Source organism: Streptomyces sp. NPDC111606 (genome assembly GCF_055656945.1).
In genome coordinates this window covers 736,908-754,924 of sequence record NZ_JBVKBY010000001.1, presented here as the reverse complement: position 1 = coordinate 754,924, position 18,017 = coordinate 736,908, and the positions used below count along the sequence as shown (strand labels likewise).

17 protein-coding genes and 1 tRNA gene are annotated in these 18,017 nt (G+C 71.1%); 7 read left to right on the top strand and 11 right to left on the bottom strand.

Annotated features, from left to right (window positions below):
* The first annotated feature begins 138 nt into the window (after positions 1 to 138).
* A tRNA-Val gene (locus ACZ7M7_RS03505) sits at positions 139 to 213 on the top strand.
* 171 nt (positions 214 to 384) lie between these two features.
* Here ACZ7M7_RS03505 and ACZ7M7_RS03500 read toward each other — a convergent pair.
* Both ACZ7M7_RS03500 and ACZ7M7_RS03495 read right to left on the bottom strand, forming a co-directional pair.
* On the bottom strand, positions 385 to 1,005 hold the full coding sequence (locus tag ACZ7M7_RS03500) for a hypothetical protein (RefSeq protein ID WP_472112381.1): 621 nt from the start codon (positions 1,003 to 1,005) through the stop codon (positions 385 to 387).
* 256 nt (positions 1,006 to 1,261) lie between these two features.
* On the bottom strand, positions 1,262 to 1,603 hold the full coding sequence (locus ACZ7M7_RS03495; protein ID WP_383595817.1) for a hypothetical protein: 342 nt from the start codon (positions 1,601 to 1,603) through the stop codon (positions 1,262 to 1,264).
* 155 nt (positions 1,604 to 1,758) lie between these two features.
* Between ACZ7M7_RS03495 and ACZ7M7_RS03490 the strand changes: the two genes are divergently transcribed.
* Positions 1,759 to 2,715, top strand: coding sequence for a GlxA family transcriptional regulator (locus ACZ7M7_RS03490; protein ID WP_451167099.1), 957 nt, complete (start codon positions 1,759 to 1,761; stop codon positions 2,713 to 2,715).
* A gap of 127 nt (positions 2,716 to 2,842) precedes the next feature.
* On the top strand, positions 2,843 to 3,841 hold the full coding sequence (gap, locus tag ACZ7M7_RS03485) for a type I glyceraldehyde-3-phosphate dehydrogenase (protein ID WP_383595822.1): 999 nt from the start codon (positions 2,843 to 2,845) through the stop codon (positions 3,839 to 3,841).
* A 79-nt stretch (positions 3,842 to 3,920) separates the two neighbouring features.
* On the opposite strand, the gene ACZ7M7_RS03480 is transcribed toward gap, so the two are convergent.
* The gene (locus ACZ7M7_RS03480) at positions 3,921 to 4,841 is read right to left on the bottom strand and encodes a ketopantoate reductase family protein (protein ID WP_472113887.1); all 921 of its coding nucleotides are present in this window, start codon (positions 4,839 to 4,841) and stop codon (positions 3,921 to 3,923) included.
* 90 nt (positions 4,842 to 4,931) lie between these two features.
* On the opposite strand from ACZ7M7_RS03480, the gene ACZ7M7_RS03475 reads away from it, so the two are divergent.
* Positions 4,932 to 5,162, top strand: coding sequence for a DUF2277 domain-containing protein (locus tag ACZ7M7_RS03475; RefSeq protein ID WP_328428060.1), 231 nt, complete (start codon positions 4,932 to 4,934; stop codon positions 5,160 to 5,162).
* 58 nt (positions 5,163 to 5,220) lie between these two features.
* Here ACZ7M7_RS03475 and ACZ7M7_RS03470 read toward each other — a convergent pair whose 3' ends face one another.
* The 6 genes from ACZ7M7_RS03470 to ACZ7M7_RS03445 all read right to left on the bottom strand — a co-directional run bounded on the left by ACZ7M7_RS03470 (position 5,221) and on the right by ACZ7M7_RS03445 (position 11,947).
* Positions 5,221 to 5,853, bottom strand: a complete 633-nt coding sequence (locus ACZ7M7_RS03470; RefSeq protein ID WP_383624262.1) for a hypothetical protein — start codon at positions 5,851 to 5,853, stop codon at positions 5,221 to 5,223.
* A 175-nt stretch (positions 5,854 to 6,028) separates the two neighbouring features.
* Positions 6,029 to 6,649 carry a DedA family protein gene (locus ACZ7M7_RS03465; RefSeq protein WP_383595827.1) on the bottom strand — a complete coding sequence of 207 codons (621 nt, stop codon included), beginning with the start codon at positions 6,647 to 6,649 and terminating at the stop codon, positions 6,029 to 6,031.
* A gap of 224 nt (positions 6,650 to 6,873) precedes the next feature.
* A complete protein-coding gene (locus ACZ7M7_RS03460) occupies positions 6,874 to 7,326 on the bottom strand; it encodes a DoxX family protein (RefSeq protein WP_383595830.1) in 453 nt (150 codons plus the stop codon).
* Positions 7,327 to 7,417: 91 nt separating this feature from the next.
* A complete protein-coding gene (locus tag ACZ7M7_RS03455; RefSeq protein ID WP_472112373.1) occupies positions 7,418 to 9,367 on the bottom strand; it encodes an FAD/NAD(P)-binding protein in 1,950 nt (649 codons plus the stop codon).
* Positions 9,368 to 9,520: 153 nt separating this feature from the next.
* On the bottom strand, positions 9,521 to 11,182 hold the full coding sequence (locus ACZ7M7_RS03450; protein WP_451167107.1) for an alkaline phosphatase D family protein: 1,662 nt from the start codon (positions 11,180 to 11,182) through the stop codon (positions 9,521 to 9,523).
* 120 nt (positions 11,183 to 11,302) lie between these two features.
* Positions 11,303 to 11,947, bottom strand: coding sequence for an HNH endonuclease family protein (locus ACZ7M7_RS03445; protein ID WP_383595839.1), 645 nt, complete (start codon positions 11,945 to 11,947; stop codon positions 11,303 to 11,305).
* 398 nt (positions 11,948 to 12,345) lie between these two features.
* Here ACZ7M7_RS03445 and ACZ7M7_RS03440 point away from each other — a divergent pair, with 398 nt between their 5' ends.
* Complete coding sequence (locus ACZ7M7_RS03440; RefSeq protein ID WP_451167110.1) at positions 12,346 to 12,927, top strand: TMEM165/GDT1 family protein; 582 nt, start codon at positions 12,346 to 12,348, stop codon at positions 12,925 to 12,927.
* Between the two features lie 167 nt (positions 12,928 to 13,094).
* Complete coding sequence (locus ACZ7M7_RS03435) at positions 13,095 to 13,772, top strand: HAD family hydrolase (RefSeq protein WP_472112367.1); 678 nt, start codon at positions 13,095 to 13,097, stop codon at positions 13,770 to 13,772.
* A gap of 255 nt (positions 13,773 to 14,027) precedes the next feature.
* Here the strand turns inward: ACZ7M7_RS03435 and ACZ7M7_RS03430 are convergent, their stop codons facing one another.
* A complete protein-coding gene (locus ACZ7M7_RS03430; protein WP_472112364.1) occupies positions 14,028 to 14,900 on the bottom strand; it encodes a peptidoglycan-binding domain-containing protein in 873 nt (290 codons plus the stop codon).
* Positions 14,901 to 15,202: 302 nt separating this feature from the next.
* Between ACZ7M7_RS03430 and ACZ7M7_RS03425 the strand changes: the two genes are divergently transcribed.
* A complete protein-coding gene (locus tag ACZ7M7_RS03425; RefSeq protein ID WP_472112361.1) occupies positions 15,203 to 17,254 on the top strand; it encodes an MDR family MFS transporter in 2,052 nt (683 codons plus the stop codon).
* Positions 17,255 to 17,500: 246 nt separating this feature from the next.
* Here the strand turns inward: ACZ7M7_RS03425 and ACZ7M7_RS03420 are convergent, their stop codons facing one another.
* On the bottom strand, positions 17,501 to 17,992 hold the full coding sequence (locus tag ACZ7M7_RS03420; protein ID WP_472112357.1) for a GNAT family N-acetyltransferase: 492 nt from the start codon (positions 17,990 to 17,992) through the stop codon (positions 17,501 to 17,503).
* Positions 17,993 to 18,017: the final 25 nt, after the last annotated feature.

The following is an 18,017-nucleotide window of genomic DNA, read 5'->3' as shown; positions in this document are numbered from 1 at the left end:
CGGGGCCCGCCGGGGGATCCGGGCCACTCCCCGATCCGTGGTGGGGATAACCCCAGGGTCCTCCCGGTCCTCCCGGGCGTCCGCGATACGGGTTTGCGGGGCATGGCCCCTGGCAAGGTAGGCTGTCGACTCGTTCTCGGGTGCGTAGCTCAGGGGTAGAGCGCCTGCCTTACAAGCAGGATGTCGGCGGTTCGAAACCGTCCGCGCCCACCAGTTTCAGGCCCTGGCTCAGCTAGGGTTTTGCGGCCTCTCGGAGAGATCTTCGGGGGGCCGTTCTCGTGGGCGGGGTCCGCATGGAGTCCGCAATCCCGGTGCTCATGGTCACCGCCGGGCGTGCGAAGGCCCGGCCGCGCGCGGGCGCGGCCGGGCCGGTTCAGCGACGGGTCAGTAGTTCCCGTTGGAGATCATGTCCCCGTCCTTGCCGTACACCGTCACGAGCCCGTTCTTCGACTCGTAGCAGGATGCGAACGCGGACGCGATCAGCTTGGCGTCGCCGGCGTTCTCGCTCATGAATCCGCCGCTGTAGTCGGTGAAGACTTCGGCGGCGTCGAGGATGTCGTTGCTCTTGTCAGCGCCGGTCACCTTGGTGACGTGCCCGACCGCTGCCTTCTCGGCGCCGGTGCCGGACTTGCCGACGCAGTCCTTGAACTGCTCGGCCTGGCTCTTGTCGGCGGCGGCCGGTGCCTCTTCCGCGGGCTTGTCAGCGGCTTCTTCCGCGGGCTTGTCGGCGGCTTCCTCGGCAGCCTTGGGCTTGTCGGAGGTGGCGGCGACGGCCTTGTCCTTGTTGCTGCTGTCGGTGGAGTCGTCGCCGCCCCCAGCGACGGCGCCGATCACGATGAGGCCGACGAACACGGCGCCGATGATGCCGAAGATCTTCCCCGTCTTCCGCTTCGGCGGCTGGGGCGGGGGAGCTCCCCAACCAGGCTGCTGCGGGTAGCCGTATCCGGGCTGTGTCGGATGCTGTGGTGCCCCGTATCCGGGCTGCTGCGGGTACTGCTGGCTCATGTGCCCCCCTTGGCGCAATCTGCGTGGAGGGTGAACCTAACTGATGTGTGGAACGTGTGAAGGCGCTGCAATGGTTCTGTGACCTATGTGAAGCGCGATCAGGAAATGGCGAAGGCCCTTGCAAAGACCCTTGCGGCGGCAGGTCTTGGCTTCGGGGGCCGGTCATGCCGGACGTGAGGCCGAGATGCGGCATGGTCGCGCGGTGCGCAACTGTGGTGTCTCGTCCGCGAGTTCGCCGCGCGTCGGCTCGGGCCGGCTACTGCTCGTCAGTCGACGGCGCGTGGGCGTGCTTCAGCTTTGTGCGGGCGTGCACCCGCTCCGCCCCGGCGATTTCCGACCAGAAGCGGTGGCCGCTGACGAAGACCGCGAGTTCGTGCTCGCGCTGCCGGAGTTTCTCCACCTCGGCCTGCTCGTCCTGGGTCCAGCCGGGGGAGGCGGGGCGCTCGACCTTGCGCCAGCCGTTGTCGTCGCTGAAGCCGTCCAGGGGTACGACCGACCAGGGAAGCCGCTTCAGGAGGGCCGACAACTCGGCCCGGACCTGATGCAGCTCCTCCTGACCGGCGAGAAGGTCACTCGGAAAGTCATAGGGCGTAGCCACGGCCCAATGCTACGCCTGTTCGATTTTGGGTTGCGAGCGTCTTTGGGGGGTTCATGCGAACGGGTGTGCCGGAGCAGGTCAGTTGGTCACTCGGCGCCGGTTGCCCGGTCAACGCAGCGGGCGTGGCGAAGTCACGCCCCACGTAACCTCTTCCTGTGCCAGCCTCCCCCCTGCGTCGCGTCGCCGTCCTTGTGCTCGAGGGTGCGAAGCCGCTCGATGTCGGAATTCCCGCGCAGGTGTTCACGACCCGCGCGAGCATGCCGTACGAAGTGCGGGTGTGCGGGGCGACACCCGGTCTCGTGGCCGGCGGCGACGGCCTCGCGTACTACGTCGACCATGGCCTCGACGCGCTTGCGTGGGCCGACATCGTCTTCGTCCCCGGCTACCGGTTCCCGGACCGCGACGACCCGCCGCAGGCCGTCGTCGACGCGCTGATCGCCGCCCACGACCGGGGCGCGCGGCTCGCCGCCATCTCGACGGGCGCCTTCGCGCTAGCCGCCACGGGCCTGCTCGACGGCAGGCGGGCCACGACGCACTGGCACTACACGCGGGCCCTCGTGGCCAGGCATCCGCTCGTCCAGGTCGACGAGAACGTGCTGTTCGTCGACGAGGGCAGCGTGCTCACCTCGGCCGGCGCCGCCTCCGGCATCGACCTGTGCCTGCACATCCTGCGCGGCGACCTCGGCGTGGCCGCGTCCAACCATGCGGCCCGGCGTCTGGTTGCCGCCCCCTACCGCAGCGGCGGCCAGGCCCAGTACGTGCCGCGCAGTGTCCCCGAGCCGCTCGGCGAGCGGTTCGCCGCCACCCGCGAGTGGGCGCTGCACCGGCTCGGTGAGCCCCTCACCCTCGACACCCTGGCGCGGCAGGCCGAGGTCTCGCCGCGCACGTTCTCCCGGCGCTTCGTCGAGGAGACCGGCTACACGCCGATGCAGTGGGTGATGCGCGCCCGCATCGACCTGGCCCGCGAACTGCTCGAGCGCTCGCAGCGCAGCGTCGAACAGATCGCCGCCGACGTCGGGCTGGGCACGGGTGCGAATCTGCGCCTGCACTTCCAGAGCATTCTCGGCACCACACCGAGCGAGTACCGGCGCACCTTCACCCGGGGCGAGTGACCCGCCCGGCGCCGCGTGGCGGGGGGTGGAGGTGTGTGGCGGGATCCTTTTGAACCATGGCGATCCCGCCACTGTCAGCGGCGCTAGCCGCGGGCGACCCTGGTGGCGAAGGAAAGGGACATCACTCATGACTCGCATCGCCATCAACGGATTCGGCCGCATCGGACGCAATGTGCTGCGCGCCCTGCTGGAGCGCGACAGCGCCCTCGAGATCGTCGCCGTCAACGACCTGACGGAGCCCGCCACGCTCGCCCGGCTGCTCGCCTACGACAGCACGGCCGGCCGGCTCGGGCGCCCGGTGACCGTCGACGGGGACGCCCTCGTCGTCGACGGCCGTCGGATCACGGTGCTGGCCGAGCGTGAACCGGCGCAGCTGCCGTGGGCCGAACTCGGCGTCGACATCGTCCTGGAAGCCACCGGCCGCTTCACCTCGGCCAAGGCCGCCCGGGGCCACCTCGACGCGGGCGCGAAGAAGGTACTCGTCAGCGCGCCGTCGGACGGCGCCGATGTCACGCTCGCGTACGGCGTCAACACCGACGCGTACGACCCGGACGTGCACACGATCGTCTCGAACGCCTCCTGCACCACCAACGCGCTCGCGCCGCTGGCCAAGGTCCTCGACGACCTCGCCGGTATCGAGCACGGCTTCATGACGACGGTGCACGCTTACACGCAGGAGCAGAACCTGCAGGACGGTCCGCACCGCGACGCCCGTCGCGCCCGGGCCGCCGGCGTCAACATCGTGCCGACCACGACCGGCGCCGCCAAGGCGATCGGCCTGGTGCTGCCGAACCTCGACGGCAAGCTGTCGGGCGACTCGATCCGCGTACCGGTGCCGGTGGGCTCGATCGTCGAACTCAACACGACCGTCGCCCGCGACGTGACGCGCGAGGACGTGCTGGCGGCGTACCGCGCCGCGGCTCAGGGGCCGCTCGCCGGCGTTCTGGAGTACTCGGAGGACCCGCTCGTCTCCTCCGACATCGTGGGCAACCCCGCCTCGTCGATCTTCGACTCGGCCCTCACCCGCGTCGACGGCCGCCACGTCAAGGTGGTCGCGTGGTACGACAACGAGTGGGGCTTCTCGAACCGCGTGATCGACACGCTCGAGCTCCTCGCCACCGGCTGACCGGCCGGCACTTCCTCTGAGCGCTCCGGTCGGCCCAACTGGTCGACCGGAGCGCTCAGTCACGACGGGTGTGTGGTGGCTAGTGGCCCGCGTCCCTCAACTCGCCGACCAGGCGTGCCGTCACGGGTGCCGGTACCGCGTGGCGTTCGGCGGCTCGCAGCAACGCTCCGCCGATCGCGTCCAGTTCGAGGGGGCGGCCGGCCTCGGCGTCGCGTTGCATGGACGACTTGGTGGCGGGCGGGAAGGCGTCGTAGCGGGCGAGGGCCGAGGCCGGGTCGGCGGGGCCGCCGCAGGCGCGGCTGACGGCTGCCGTTTCCTCGACCAGGGACGTCAACTCCTCGCGGTGGTGGGTGCGTACGTCACCGAGGGGGAGGGCGTGGCGGGTGGTGAGGAGGGCGAAGGGGGCCAGGAAGGACATCTTCGCCCAGAGGGTCGCCGTCTCGTCCGGGATGACGCGGGTGGTGGGGCCGGCCGCGTCCAGAGCGTGCGCGAGGGCGTCGAGGCGGTCGCGGGGGACGGTGTCGCCCGTCAGGTCGATCTCCGCGAAGGGGCTCGTGTGCTCGATCTCCCCGGGCGCCACGCGGGTCGACTCGACGCGGATGACCGCGGGGGTGACGCGCTCCGGGCGGAAGCGGGCGCGGAGGGTCTCCGGGTGTTCCACGCCGTTCAGGAAGGGAACGATCAGGGCGTCGCCGAGCGCTGCGCGCGGGGTGCGGGCCAGGGCCGTGTCGAGGGCGGTGGCCTTGACCGCGATCAGGCAGGCGTCGACGGGTTCACGGAGTTCGGTGTCCGCCTCCACCTGAGCCGTGAAGCCCCCGAAAAGGCCACTGCGGACCTGGATTCCGGTCGTACGCAGAGCCTTGGCCGTCTCGTCGCCGGCCAGGCAGATGACGCGGTGCCCGGACCTGGACAGGAGTGCGGCGAGCAGGCCGCCTATGCCGCCCGGGCCCAGTACCGCCACCGTGAGTCGGTCGTTCGCCGTCGTGCGATGCGCCGTCATGCGGTTCCTCTCGTCGGTCGGCCCCTCAGTGGTGGCCGCCTTGGGCGTGATCATGGCAGACATGGCCCTGTCCGAGGGAGACTGTGAGGCATGTGCCGCAGCATCAAGACACTTCGTCCGCCCGCGCTGCCCGAAGAGGCGACGGAGGAAGACATCCGCGCCGCCGCCCTGCAGTACGTCCGCAAGGTCTCCGGCTTCCGGGCCCCGGCCGCGCACAACCAGGAGGTCTTCGACCGCGCCGTCGATGTGATCGCCGAAGCCACGGCCGACCTGCTGGCCGGTCTGGAGATCCGGGGGCAGGCCGCCCGCCGGGCGGGCTAGAGGGTTCCTGCGCAGCCCACCGGATCGAGATGACGCGCCCTCCTGTGAGGGCGGGGCGTCAGTACCGCTGCGCCTTGGCGATCTCGGCGGTCAGACGCGGCTCGGGAGGCTTGCGGCTGATGGCGAGCGGCTGTGCCTTCTCGCCGGGTTCGAGGTCCTCCGCGCCCACGAACCGGGTCTCGGCGACCTTGCCGTCGGAGTCGCGGAAGTCGACCTGCACCGCGTAGGACGCGGTCTCGTCGGTGCGGTTGGTGATGTTCACGACGACGGCCAGCAGACCGCCCGTCTGGGCACGCGGCTTTCCGGTGAGCGACACGTCCGCGGTGGCGTTGCCGCGGCCGTCGACGTCCTCGAGTTCCCGCTGGGCGGCCTGGTTGGCCCGCATGATCTCCGCCGACACGGACGCCTCGAACTCCGAGGCGCGGGCGGAGGCGGAGGAGGCCGCGGCGGAGGCCCGCTCGCGGGCGGACGCCTCGAGCGAGGAGAGGGCCGTGGCCGCCGTGCCGGAGAACGAGGCCGTATCGGGAGGCGTGGGGGTCGGCCTGGGGGAGGCGGCGCCGTCGCCGTCGTCGCCCCCGCCGCAGGCGACCAGCGTCGCGGCACCCGTGGCCGCGAGGAGCAGTCCGGCCAGGGCGGTGCGCACGCGGGCGCGCTGCGCTGGTCTCGTCGCCTTCGGCGCGCGGGCACTCATGCCAGAGGGTCCCTTTTCTCGCGGCGGCGGGGCGAGTCGGACGCGAACCAATCGAGCGATCTGATTGATATCGACCTGATTGATAGCGAGTGACCTGGTAGGCGTTACCTGCCCCAATATGTGGGATCCATCGTGCACGTGATGTGCTCACGCGGCCACTCAACGTCGCAGAGGTCTACGCCGGCCGGCGCCGCATCAGGTACGTCGCCACGGCCCCCGCCGCGAACAGGGCCCCCACCGACACCGCCGTCGCCAGCCACGTCGCTCCCAGCCACTGGGCGCCGAAGTAGCCGAGGGCCACGCTGTAGACGGCCCAGGCGAGGCCGGCCAGGGCGGACCAGGGAAGGAAGTCGCGGGGGCTGCGGTGGGCGGCGCCGGCGCCGAACGAGACGACCGAGCGGCCGGCGGGGGCGAAGCGGGCCAGTACGACCAGGGCGCCGCCGCCTCGGGCGAGGGCTGTGCCGAGACGTTCCTGCGCCGATGTCAGGCGGCGGGAGCGGGCGATCGCGCGGTCCAGTCGGGCGCCGCCGCGCCAGGCGAGGCGGTAGGCGACCAGGTCACCCAGGACGGAGGCCGTCGCGGCGCAGAGCGTCAGGGCCAGGATGTCGGGGACCTCGCCGGGGACCTGACCGGTCGCCGCGCCCGAACCGGCGGCCGCCGCCGTCGCCGCCGTGATCACCAGCACGCCGCTGGGCAGCACCGGGACGAACACGTCCAGCAGGACCGACAGGCCCACCACCACATAGATCCAAGGGGCCGCCGTCAGCGACCCCACGTCCTCGAGACCCTCGAGCACCGCAACTCCCCGTGTTTCCCCCCGTGGCCAGACCGTGCCGCGATGTCGCGGGGGAGCGGCAGGGGCGGCCTATGACAGCCATACAGCGTACGCCGGGGGTGTGACAGGGGGTTCATCGGGGGCTCGTGTGTTCGGCACAGCATGTTCACACGGCCGAAGCGGACGGCGCCCGCACCCGCGTGAGCCTCGCGGGTGCAGGCGCCGTCGTGCGCGTGCGGTGGCCGTCAGGCCGTGACCGGAGTCTGGTCCGGCGCCGTCCTGCTCTGCGCGCCGGAGCGCTTGGCGAACAGCCGGTCCAGGCCGAACGCGCCGGAGCCGGTGAAGATCAGCAGGAACATGGCCCAGCAGTACATCGCGGCACCTTCGCCGCTGTTCTCGATGGGCCACAGCCCCTCGGGCTGGTGGACCTTGAAGTACGCGTAGGCCATGGCGCCGGAGGCGACGAACGCGGCTATGCGGGTTCCGAGGCCGAGCAGCACCAGGCTGCCGCCGACGAGCTCGATGACGGCCGCGTACCAGTTGGGCCAGGCGCCGGTCGCGGCGGTGCCGCCCTTGCCGTCCACGCCGCCGAAGGCGCCGAGGATGGACATGGCGCCGTGGCACGCGAAGAGCAGGCCGACGACGATGCGGAACAGGCCGATGGCATACGGCTGGGCGCTGTTGAGGCGTCCGGTCATGTGGGGGACTCCCTCGGTCTGAGGTTTACCGGTCCCAGTAGGGAACGGTGTGGGGACGGATACTGATCGGTAGGCTCCACGTTAGGTAGCCCTAATCAACACTTGCAAGTTCAACATTCGGCCATCGCGTCGCCTCGGCGTCCCCTTCCGGCCCAGGAACAACCGCATGTAGCACCGCTCTCGCCACCGCATCCGCATCCGAAAGAGTGACCGAATCCACACCCGGCCGCGCCCCGGCCGCCGTCACCCAGTGCACGCCCTCCGTGGGCACCCCGAACGCGAACCGCCGTTCGTGCGCCAGACCCTGACGATTGATCAGACGGTACGGCCGCCGTGTTACGTCCAGTCCTCCCGTTTCGTAACCATCGACGGTGTGCGGCCGGCACTGCCCGGTCTTCAGCAGCCGCGCCAGCAGTTCGTCGGCGCTGCGGCGCAGGTCCGGTTCCGGCAGCCGCGCCTCGACGAGGGTCGTCACCCGCACTGCCGAGCCCGGCACTTCGGGGGAGTGCGCCACCCACGCTCCCTGCTCCTCCCGCACCTCCAGTCGCGGCCCGAGCACCTCCACCACACCTGCCTCCATCAATGCCACCAGCTCCTCCACGCGCCGGCGGGGCGGGCCGATGGACAGGAAGGCGTTGAGCGGGGTGTACCAGCGGTCCAGATGGTCCCGGCGGGAGGTGCCGGCGAGGCCGCCGTGGTCGACGACGAGCCGCAGTTCGTTGCGCAGGTCGCGCAGCACGTCGAGGGCCGCCTTCAGCGGGCCGTGCACATTGCCCCGGGCGGCCTCGGCCGCGTCCTCGTGCAGATACGCCAGCAGCCAGTCGCGCCACTGCCCCGGATCCGGGAAGTCGCATCCCGCGTACGGCCGGGACACCCGGTCCCAGCTCCAGCGCGCACGCTCCGGGACACCGAACTCGTCGAGCAGCAAGGCCTCTTGCGGGTCGCGGTGGGGGACGGTGAGGAAGCGCTCCGCAAATGCCGCCCGCTGCCGCGCCTCCGGTATCAGCGCCGAGTGGTACACCGTCTCCACCTCCTTCGCCACCAGCGGCCATATCTCCGCGAGGAAGTCCGGCGCCTCGCCCGAGTCCGCCCGCTTGCGGAAACCGGCGATCACTTCCGGCGTCAGCACGAGCGGGAGGTGACGGCCGTACGCCCCCTTCGCGTTGTCGCCGCGCGCCTGGTACGGGATGCCCCGCCGCGAACCGGCGTACAGGCGCGGCTCGTTGCCGGAAGGGACGTAACGCAGTCCCCGGCCGCCCTCGGCGCGGACGAAGCTGCCGCCGCGGCCCGTCGTCAACAGGGCCATGTGATCGAAGAAGTTGAGGCCCAGGCCGCGCAACAGCACCGGTTCGCCGGGCGATAGGGACGACAGGTCGACGTCGGCCGGGTTCGCGGGCGGCACGTAGTGCAGGCCGTGGCCCTCGGCGTACGCGGCGAAGTGGCGCTGGGTTGCGTCGGCGGCCGTCGGTAGATGCCCCTGCGCCAGGACCACGGCGGACAGGCCGGGCAGCACACGGCCGTCGTGGAGGGTGAGGGCCTGGCTGCCGTCGAGCGTGTCGTCGAGCCGTACCGCGCGGGCCGCGTACGTCTCGACGCGCACGGTGGGCGGCGCCTCGCGGACGGCCTTCGCGAACACCCACTCCAGGTACCGGCCGTAGTGGGCGCGGGTCGGGTACTCGTCCGGGCCCAGGGCGCCGGCCGCCCAGTCGTACAGGCTGGGGCCGGGCCGGATCGGGCCCGAGCAGTCGACGCTCTCGTCGGTGAACAGCGTGACCTGTGAGGACACCGTGTTCATCAGCAGTTCGGGCGACTGCGCGGTCCGCCAGACGCGCCCCGGGCCGGGCGGTGCCGGGTCGATCACATGGACCGTGAGACGCGCCCCGGGCGGGAGGAGTTCGGGAGCGGAGGCGCACAGGCGTTCCAGGACGCTGGTGCCGCGGGGGCCGGCGCCGACCAGGGCGACGGAGACCGTGGGGGAGTTCGGGGTCGGCGCGGGGGGCGGTGCAGACAAAAGGGTGACTCCCGGGCGTGTGGGGCGCATTGGAGCGAACCGCCGGGTGGAAGCGGACGGTCCGGCTCATCATGCCGTCGGGAGCGGGGTGAACCGAGCCTTGGGATGCGTGAGTGTGGGATGCATCACGACCATCACGTGCGTCACGCCACACGGGCGTCGCTATGGGGTGAAACCGGCTGTTCAAGGGGCGAGTTCGGACTCCGAGACCGTCCGCAGCCGCGCCCCCGCACCCCGTGCCCCGGCTCCCGCTCCTCGTACCGCCCGCGCCTGCTCCAGCCGCAGCCGGGCCGAACGCCCCCGCAGGGTCAGCGTCATGAGCTGGTTGCCGAACCAGGGCCCGCCCGTGCGGCGCCAGTCGACCGGCGGCCGGGGGCAGCCGCCGTGCCCCGCGAACCGCCGTCCGAGCCAGCGGGCCACCCCGCTCCAGCCGAACCGGAAGCCGACCCGGATCGCCCTGGGGATGGCGTTGTGGACGGGCGAGCAGGTCAGCTGCAGGACCCGGGCGTCGGGCCCGCCACCGTCCGGCCAGGTCGGCTCGGCGACGTACGCGTGGTGCACGTCCCCCGACAGCACGCACACCGTCGCCGGCGCCTGCGTCCCCGACCCGGCCTCGGCGATCAGTTCCGCCAGCGCGTCGAAGGACGACGGGAAGGCCGCCCAGTGCTCCAGATCGGCCCGCCGCCGCAGGTCCTCCCCGAAGCGCGCCCAGCGCTCGCCGCGGTCACCCCGGCACAGCGCGGCGTTCCACGCCTCGGCGTCGTGCACCAGGTGCGGCAGCAGCCACGGCAGGGACGTACCGATCAGGAGGTGGTCGTACGAACCACGCGCGTCGAGCGCCTGCTCGCGAAGCCACCGCGCCTCGCCCGGGTTGAGCATGGAGCGCGACCCCTCTTCGAGGACGCGAGCCGCCCGTGTGTCCACCATCAGCAGCCGTACGCGGCCGAAGTCGCGCCGGTAGCTCCAGCGGACGGAGGCGGGATCGGCGTCCGCCTTGCAGGCGAAGGAACGCAACAGGTCGGTGCCGTCGGGGGTTTCGCGTACGGCGGCGTAGAGCGGGTCGGTGGCCAGCTCGTCCGGCGAGAGGTTGCCGAGGTGCTGATGGACCCAGTACGACATCAGCCCGCTGAGCAGCCGCTCGCGCCACCAGCTCGTTTCCCGCATGTCGGCGAGCCAGGCGGCCGAGGTGTTCCAGTCGTCGATGACGTCGTGGTCGTCGAAGATCATGCAGCTCGGCACGGTGGACAGCAGCCAGCGCACCTCGGGGTCGAGCCAGGACTCGTAGTACAGCCGGGTGTACTCCTCGTAGTCCGCGACCTCGTCGCCCGGCGGCTCGCTCAGGTCGCGGCGCGCGGCCAGCCAGCGCCTGGTCGCCTTGGAGGTCTCGTCGGCGTACACCTGGTCGCCCAGCAGCACGAGTACATCCGGCCGCTCACCGTCCGGCTCGGCGGCGATCCGCGCGGCCAGTGTGTCCAGGGCGTCCGGTCCGACCGGGTCCGGCTCACCGGCGGGCGGCGCGGCCCAGCGGCAGGAGCCGAAGGAGAGGCGGACGGGGTCGCCGTCGGCGGGGGTGCGGATGAGGGAGGGCGGGAAGGGGGAGTCGGGCAGCGGCCACACTCGGGCGCCGTCGAGGAGTACCTCGTACGACTGTGCAGTGCCCGGGGCGAGGCCGGTCACCGGGATCAGGGCGTAGTGATGGCCCGCGACCTGGAAGGTGCGGGACTCGCCGCGCGCGCCGTCCGCGCCGCGCACCTCGGCCGTGCACGGACGGCTCGCCTCGACCCAGACGGTCGCGGCCGAGCCGTCGGCGTACCTCAGCAGTGGACCAAGCCGCAGTTCGGCCACGTGATCGCCCTCCTCCGTCGCCCCGTACGGTACGGAACGACGGAGGGGAACGGGGAGGTTCCGCAGATCACGGTTTGCCGAACTCGGGCGGGACCGCGTCAGTGCTGCGTCGGTGCTTCGTCAGCAGCTGGAGAGGTAGTTCGTCAGGGCGGACTTCTCGGCCGAGTCGACCGAGAGGTCGTAGTAGTACTTCACCTGCACCCAGGCGCGCACGTAGGTGCAGCGGTAGGCCGTGCGCGACGGCATCCAGGTGGACGGGTCCTGGTCGCCCTTGGCCTGGTTGACGTTGTCGGTGACCGCGATCAGCTGCGGGCGGGTCAGGTCGTTGGCGAAGGACTGGCGCCGCGAGGTGGTCCAGCTGTCGGCGCCGGAGTCCCAGGCCTCGGCCAGCGGGATCAGGTGGTCGATGTCGAGGTCGGAGGCGGCGGTCCAGGTGGCGCCGTCGTACGGGGAGTACCAGCTGCCGCTGGTGGCGGCGCAGGAGGAGTCGGTGACGACACCCGAGCCGTCGCGCTTGAGGACGGTCTCACGGGTGTTGCAGGCGCCGGACTGGGTGATCCAGTGCGGGAAGAGGTCGCGGTCGTAGCCGGTGCGGTCCTCGGTGGCCACGGTGAGCTGGGCGAGGTAGCTGCGGGCGGTCGCGGCGCTGACGGGGGTGGGGAGCGCCGCGGAGGCGGTCGGAGCGTTGAAAAGCGCGACGGAGGCTATGAGGCCGCTGAGGGCCGCGAGTATGCTGACCCGTCGACGCGCGTAGAACTTCGACATGCTAACTCCCTTGGGAGGTGGGGGTGTTGGCGTGCGAGCGATGGAATGCTCGCCGCGCCGTATTGCGGGGAGGTGTGCGTCGGGTGAGAAGTTAGTGTCGCGTTCATGACACGACAAGATTGAGGGCCGGACTTTCTTTCTGTGGACCGGTGAGCGGCCTCGCGTACGATGGGTGGCGCAGAAGGGGAGTAGCTCTTCGCCGGACCGTCGACATACTGCTCAGCTCGTCTGAGCCGGCGCCCGGAGGCGGACCTCGTATCGGAGGTCGGCCAGCGAGACCTTCGGCAAGCAGTGCACGCCCGTGCCGTACGGCACGGGTGCCGAGTGTGCTGCCGTGCCGAGGTGTCGCAGCGCAGTGACAGTGCTCTCGGTGGGGCAGCCCGACCGATTGAGGAACCTTGATCAGCTTTACCGTGACGGCGGTCGTCTTCGGCGTCGTCTTCCTCGCCGAACTGCCCGACAAGACCGCGCTCGCCGGGCTCGTCCTCGGCACCCGCTATCGCGCCTCGTACGTGTTCGCCGGCGTCGCCGCCGCGTTCGCGGTGCATGTCGCGCTGGCCGTGGCGGCCGGCAGTGTGCTGACGCTGCTGCCGCAGCAGCTCGTTCAGGCGCTCACCGGTGTGCTCTTCCTCGGTGGCGCCGCGGTGCTGCTCATGAAGAAGGACGAGGACGAGGCGGAGGTCCGCAAGCCGGAGAACCAGTCCTTCTGGAAGGTGTCCGGCGCCGGGTTCATGCTCATCCTGGTCGCCGAGTTCGGCGATCTGACGCAGATCATGACGGCGAACCTAGCCGCCCGCTACGACGACCCGCTGTCCGTCGGTGTCGGTGCGGTGCTGGCGCTGTGGAGCGTGGCGGCGATCGGGATCGTCGGCGGGAAGGCGCTGATGCGGCGGGTGCCGCTGAAGCTGATCACCAAGGTGGCGGCGCTGCTGATGCTCGGGCTGGGCCTGTGGAGCCTGTGGGAGGCGATCGCCGGCTGAACTGTCGGTGAATGGTTCAAGGAGGCGGTGGCGCGAAGGGGCCCACGTTTTGTACCGTGGGGGAACAAAGTGGTTCCCGCCTGTTTTCCCTGACCGGCGGGCGGGACCACCTTGTCCCTCCGGGGGCCACCCCTGGCACCCCCGCGCCCCTCGCCCTGGAGCTGCCGATGTCGGCCACCGCCGCGCCCACCACGCCCACCGTGCTCGCCGCCCGTGCCCTCCTGCTCGACATGGACGGCACCCTCGTCAACTCCGACGCAGTCGTGGAACGGATCTGGCGTCGCTGGGCCGAGCGGCACGGGCTCGACGGCGACGAGGTGATGAAGGTCGTCCACGGGCGGCAGGGGTACGCCTCGATGGCCCTGCTGCTGCCCGACCGGCCGATGGAGCAGAACCACACCGACAACGCGCGCATGCTCGCCGAGGAGACGGCGGACGTGGAGGGCGTGGTGCCGATTCCCGGGGCGCCGGCGTTCCTGGCCTCCCTGCGGGGGCTTCCGCATGCGCTGGTGACGTCCGCCGACGTGCCGCTCTCCACGGCGCGGATGGCTGCCGCCGGTCTGGAGCAGCCGGATGTGCGGGTCACCGCGGAGTCGGTGGGCGCCAGCAAGCCGGATCCGGAGGGCTTCCTGAAGGGCGCCGCCGAACTCGGGATCGCGCCGGAGGACTGCATCGTCTTCGAGGACTCGGGCGCGGGGATCGAAGCCGGCCGGGCAGCCGGGATGCGGGTGGTGGGGGTCGGACCCCGCGCCGGGTTCCATGGGCCGGATGCACTGGTCGCGGACTTGCGCGAGGTGCGGGTCGAGGCTCTGGGGGACGGGACGATGCGGGTGCACGTCGGCTAGGGCGCGGTTGCTGTTCGGGGGTGCGCGGCGTGGGGCTGCGCGCGGGTGGAGACGCTTGCCCGCGCTTGCAGGGTGCCGCCTGCGCCCACCCGTGCCGCCCCAGCGGCACGACTGCCCGCAGCTATGCCGGGTACTGCAGCCCACCCAAGGGGCGCGGGGAACTGCGCGACCAGCCACGCACGGCCCGCGGCCGCCGTCGGACCCGCAGTCCCGAGCTCTCTGGCGAACCTCCCTGACAGCGACGCCGGCGCCGCGTCACGGTTCGGTCGTCTCCGACTCCAGCCTCTCCCGTGTGGCCAGGTCGTACACCCCGTACTCGTCCGGCTGGACGCCCCGGGCCCACTGGTAGCGGATGACCGCGTCCTCGACGCCCTCGTTGAAGTTGCCCCTGGCCTCCCGCGTGTAGAGGCCGAGTTGGGTCAGGCGGAGCTCGAGTTCCGTGACCTCGGGGCCCCGGTCGCCGCGCTGGAGGATCGCAGGCGCGGGGTCCCGCGCGGCGGCGGAGTCCTCCTCGGGGCCGGCGGCCTCGGTGGTGGACGGGGCGTTCGTCGGTTCCGAGGTCGCCGACGGAGACGGGGACGCGCTCGACCTCGACGGCGACGGGGAAGCGGACGCGCTCTCCGTCGGCGACGGCGACACCGCCGGCGCTGCCGACTGCGTCGACGGCTCCGTGGGTGACGGCGTCTCCCGGGGCTCGCTGGCCGACGGCACCGGCACGCTCGCCCGTACGTCGTCCGGCAGTGCCGTCTCCCGTACCGGCGCCTCGTACGTGAACAGACCGCTCGCCAGGCCCGCCGCCGCGAACACGGCCACGAGCGCTCCGCCCGCCCCGAGCAGGACCGTACGCGTACGACGGTGACGGGCGGCGGCCATCTCGGGAGTGCCGTCCGGATCAGAGCTGTCGGACACCCCGTCCGGCTCGAACAGGCTCAGGTCCTGCGCACTCGGTGTGGTGACCGGGGGTGCCAAGGGAGTGGGCGGCGCTGCCGGCACCGCCCGCAGCGGCATCGTCTCGCCGCCCGCCTCGCCGGTACCCTCCAGCTCCACGTATGGCCGTATCCGCAGCGGATCGAAGTCCTCCGCCGCGGCCGCCTCCGCCGTACGGGCGTCTCGCAGGGCCTCGGACACGCGCGGGCCGCAGCCGCAGGAGGGCGTGTTGTCGGTCCCTCTCGGCGTACCGCACTCCGGGCAAAGGTGACCGTTCCGGCCTATCGGGCCATCCTGGCTGTCCGGACCCTTCGCGCCCGTCGGCTCAGTCACGTGTTCGTCCCTCCCCTCGCGAACTCCCCAGATTATGCAGACGTTCCTCACGTCGTCTCCTCAAGCCCCCGGAAGGACTGCTTCCAAAGGGACTCAACAGGCCATAACTGATCAAACCGATCACGATGGGAGATGCATGGGAGGTGTAACGAGACGCTCGGGAGGTCTTCATGGCCGAGGACTCGCACGGTATGACAGGAAATGTGCGTGACGCGCAGGACCCGCAACGGCGAGCCGACGCGCACAAGAACGTGCCCGGCAACGTCCTCGTCTCCATCGGCGCGCTGCTCCTCGGCATGCTGCTCGCCGCACTCGATCAGACCATCGTGTCGACCGCCCTGCCCACGATCGTCAGCGACCTCGGCGGCCTGGAGCATCTGTCCTGGGTCGTGACCGCCTATCTGCTGGCGTCCACGGCCGCGACTCCGCTGTGGGGCAAGCTCGGTGACCAGTACGGGCGCAAGCGGCTCTTCCAGATCGCGATCGTGATCTTCCTCGTCGGCTCCGCGCTGTGCGGCATGGCGCAGGACATGGTTCAGCTCATCGCCTTCCGCGCGCTTCAGGGCGTCGGGGGCGGCGGGCTCATGGTGCTGTCCATGGCGATCGTCGGCGACATCGTCCCGCCGCGCGAGCGTGGGCGGTATCAGGGGCTGTTCGGGGGCGTGTTCGGGGCGACGAGTGTGCTCGGGCCATTGCTCGGCGGGGTGTTCACGGAGCATCTGAGCTGGCGGTGGGTGTTCTACATCAACCTTCCCATCGGGGTCGTCGCCCTCGCCGTCATCGCCGTCGTGCTGCGCATTCCGCGTAAGTCGACGCGGCATGTCATCGACTATCTGGGAACCTTCCTCATCGCCTCCGTCGCCACCTGTCTCGTGCTGGTGGCCTCCCTCGGGGGGACCACATGGGCGTGGGGGTCGGTTCAGATCGTCGGGCTGGCGGTGCTCGGAGTGGTGCTCGCCGTGGCGTTCGTCGCCGTCGAGCGGCAGGCTCCCGAGCCTGTGCTGCCGCTGAAGCTGTTCCGCGTGCGGACGTTTTCGCTCTCCGCGGTCATCAGCTTCATCGTCGGGTTCGCCATGTTCGGCGCGATGACCTACCTGCCGACGTTCCTCCAGGTCGTGCAGGGGGTCAGCCCGACCACGTCCGGGGTGCACATGCTGCCGATGGTGGCCGGCATGCTGCTGGCGTCGACCGGGTCGGGGCAGATCGTCAGCCGTACCGGACGCTGGAAGGTGTTCCCGATCGCGGGGACGGGGGTCACCACGCTGGGGCTGCTGCTGCTCCACCAGTTGGACGTGGACAGCTCCACCTGGGAGATGAGCGTCTACTTCTTCGTCTTCGGGCTGGGGCTCGGCCTGGTCATGCAGGTGCTGGTGCTGATCGTGCAGAACGCCGTGTCGTACGAGGATCTCGGCGTGGCCACCTCCGGGGCGACGTTCTTCCGGTCCATCGGGGCGTCGTTCGGTGTGGCCATCTTCGGGACGATCTTCGCCGGCCGGCTCGACGACAAGCTGGTCGAGGCGTTTCGGGGGGTTTCGCTTCCTGCCGGGGTCTCACTGGAGGGGCTGGAGGCGGATCCGCGGGACATCGGGGAACTGCCTGCGGCGTTGCGGCCGGCCGCGTTGGAGGCCTACGCGTCCTCGATCACCGACGTGTTCCTGTACGCGGCGCCGGTCGCTCTGGCGGGGTTCGTGCTCGCCTGGTTCCTGCGGGAGGACAAGCTGCGGGGGTCCGTGACCGCGCCCGATGTCACCGAGACGCTGGCCAGCAATCCCGTCCAGCGGTCGTCCTACGACGAGGTGTGCCGGGCGTTGTCGGTGCTCGGTACCCGGGAGGGGCGGCGGGAGGTGTACCGGGACATCACCGAGCGGGCGGGGTACGACCTGTTGCCCGCGGCCAGTTGGCTGTTGCTGCGGATCAAGAGGTACGGGTGGGTGGAGCCGGGGGTGCTCGCCGAGCGGAGTTCTGTGCCGCTGACCGTGATTCTCGACGCGGCTCGGCAGGTGGAGGGGCGGGGGCTGGCCGTTCGGGAGGGGCTCGATCTGGTGCTGACGGATCGGGGGCGGGAGGTCGCCGGGCGGCTGGCGCTCGTTCGGGAGCGTTCGTTGGCCGAGTTGCTGGGGGACTGGTGGGGGCCTGATCGGCCCACTGATCTGGTGCAGTTGGTCAAGGAGCTGAATGCGGAGTTGTGTGGGTCTGATCGGGAGCAGCCGCGGGATTCTTGAGCGCCGGGGCCTCCGGCGGTTGGGCGGGGGTGCCTGCGGCGGCTCGCCTGAGTGAGTGGGGGTTCGCGTAGCGCCTGCGGGTGTGGGGTGGGTCGGGGCCGTGCCGGGGGGTGTCCGTCCTCGGTCGGGCGGTTGCTGTGCCTTGAGAGGGGCTGTTTGTTGACGCCCGCCGCTGCGGGCGGACACCCCCCCGGCACGTCCCCTTGCCGCCGTACGCGGGTGCCGCGCCGCGGGGGCCGGCGTCTATCAGAGCAGGGGCTTCGTGAACCAGTGCTCGGCGTAGATGTCGTCGTTGTGTGGGGGTGTCTCCTCGTAGCCCAGGGCTGTGTACAGGGCGCGGGCCTCTGTGAGGTCGTGGCGGGTGTCGAGGATGATGCGGGTGGCGTTGAGGGTGCGGGCCTTGGCCTCGGCTGAGAGGACCAGGAGTTTGCCGCCGCCCTTGCCTCGCATCTTCGGGTGTACGTACACCCGGGTCAGTTCGGCCGTGTTGTCGGCCAGGAGTCTGATGCCGGCTGAGCCGGCCGGCTCGCCCTCGTAGCGGGCCACCAGCAACTGACCCTTGGGAAGGCGGAGTTCAGTGGTCGGGGGGTGGGAGAGTTCTCGGGCCAGTTCGGACGGGTCGGTGCGGTGGCCCCTGTGGAGTAGGTAGTAGCGGTCGCTGACCTCGGTGTAGTACGCCCGCCAAAGGGCTTTGGCCACGGGGGAGTCGGGGGGTTCCGGCGCTACGGTCCAGGTCATGGCCGCATTGTGAGGGAGGGGGACG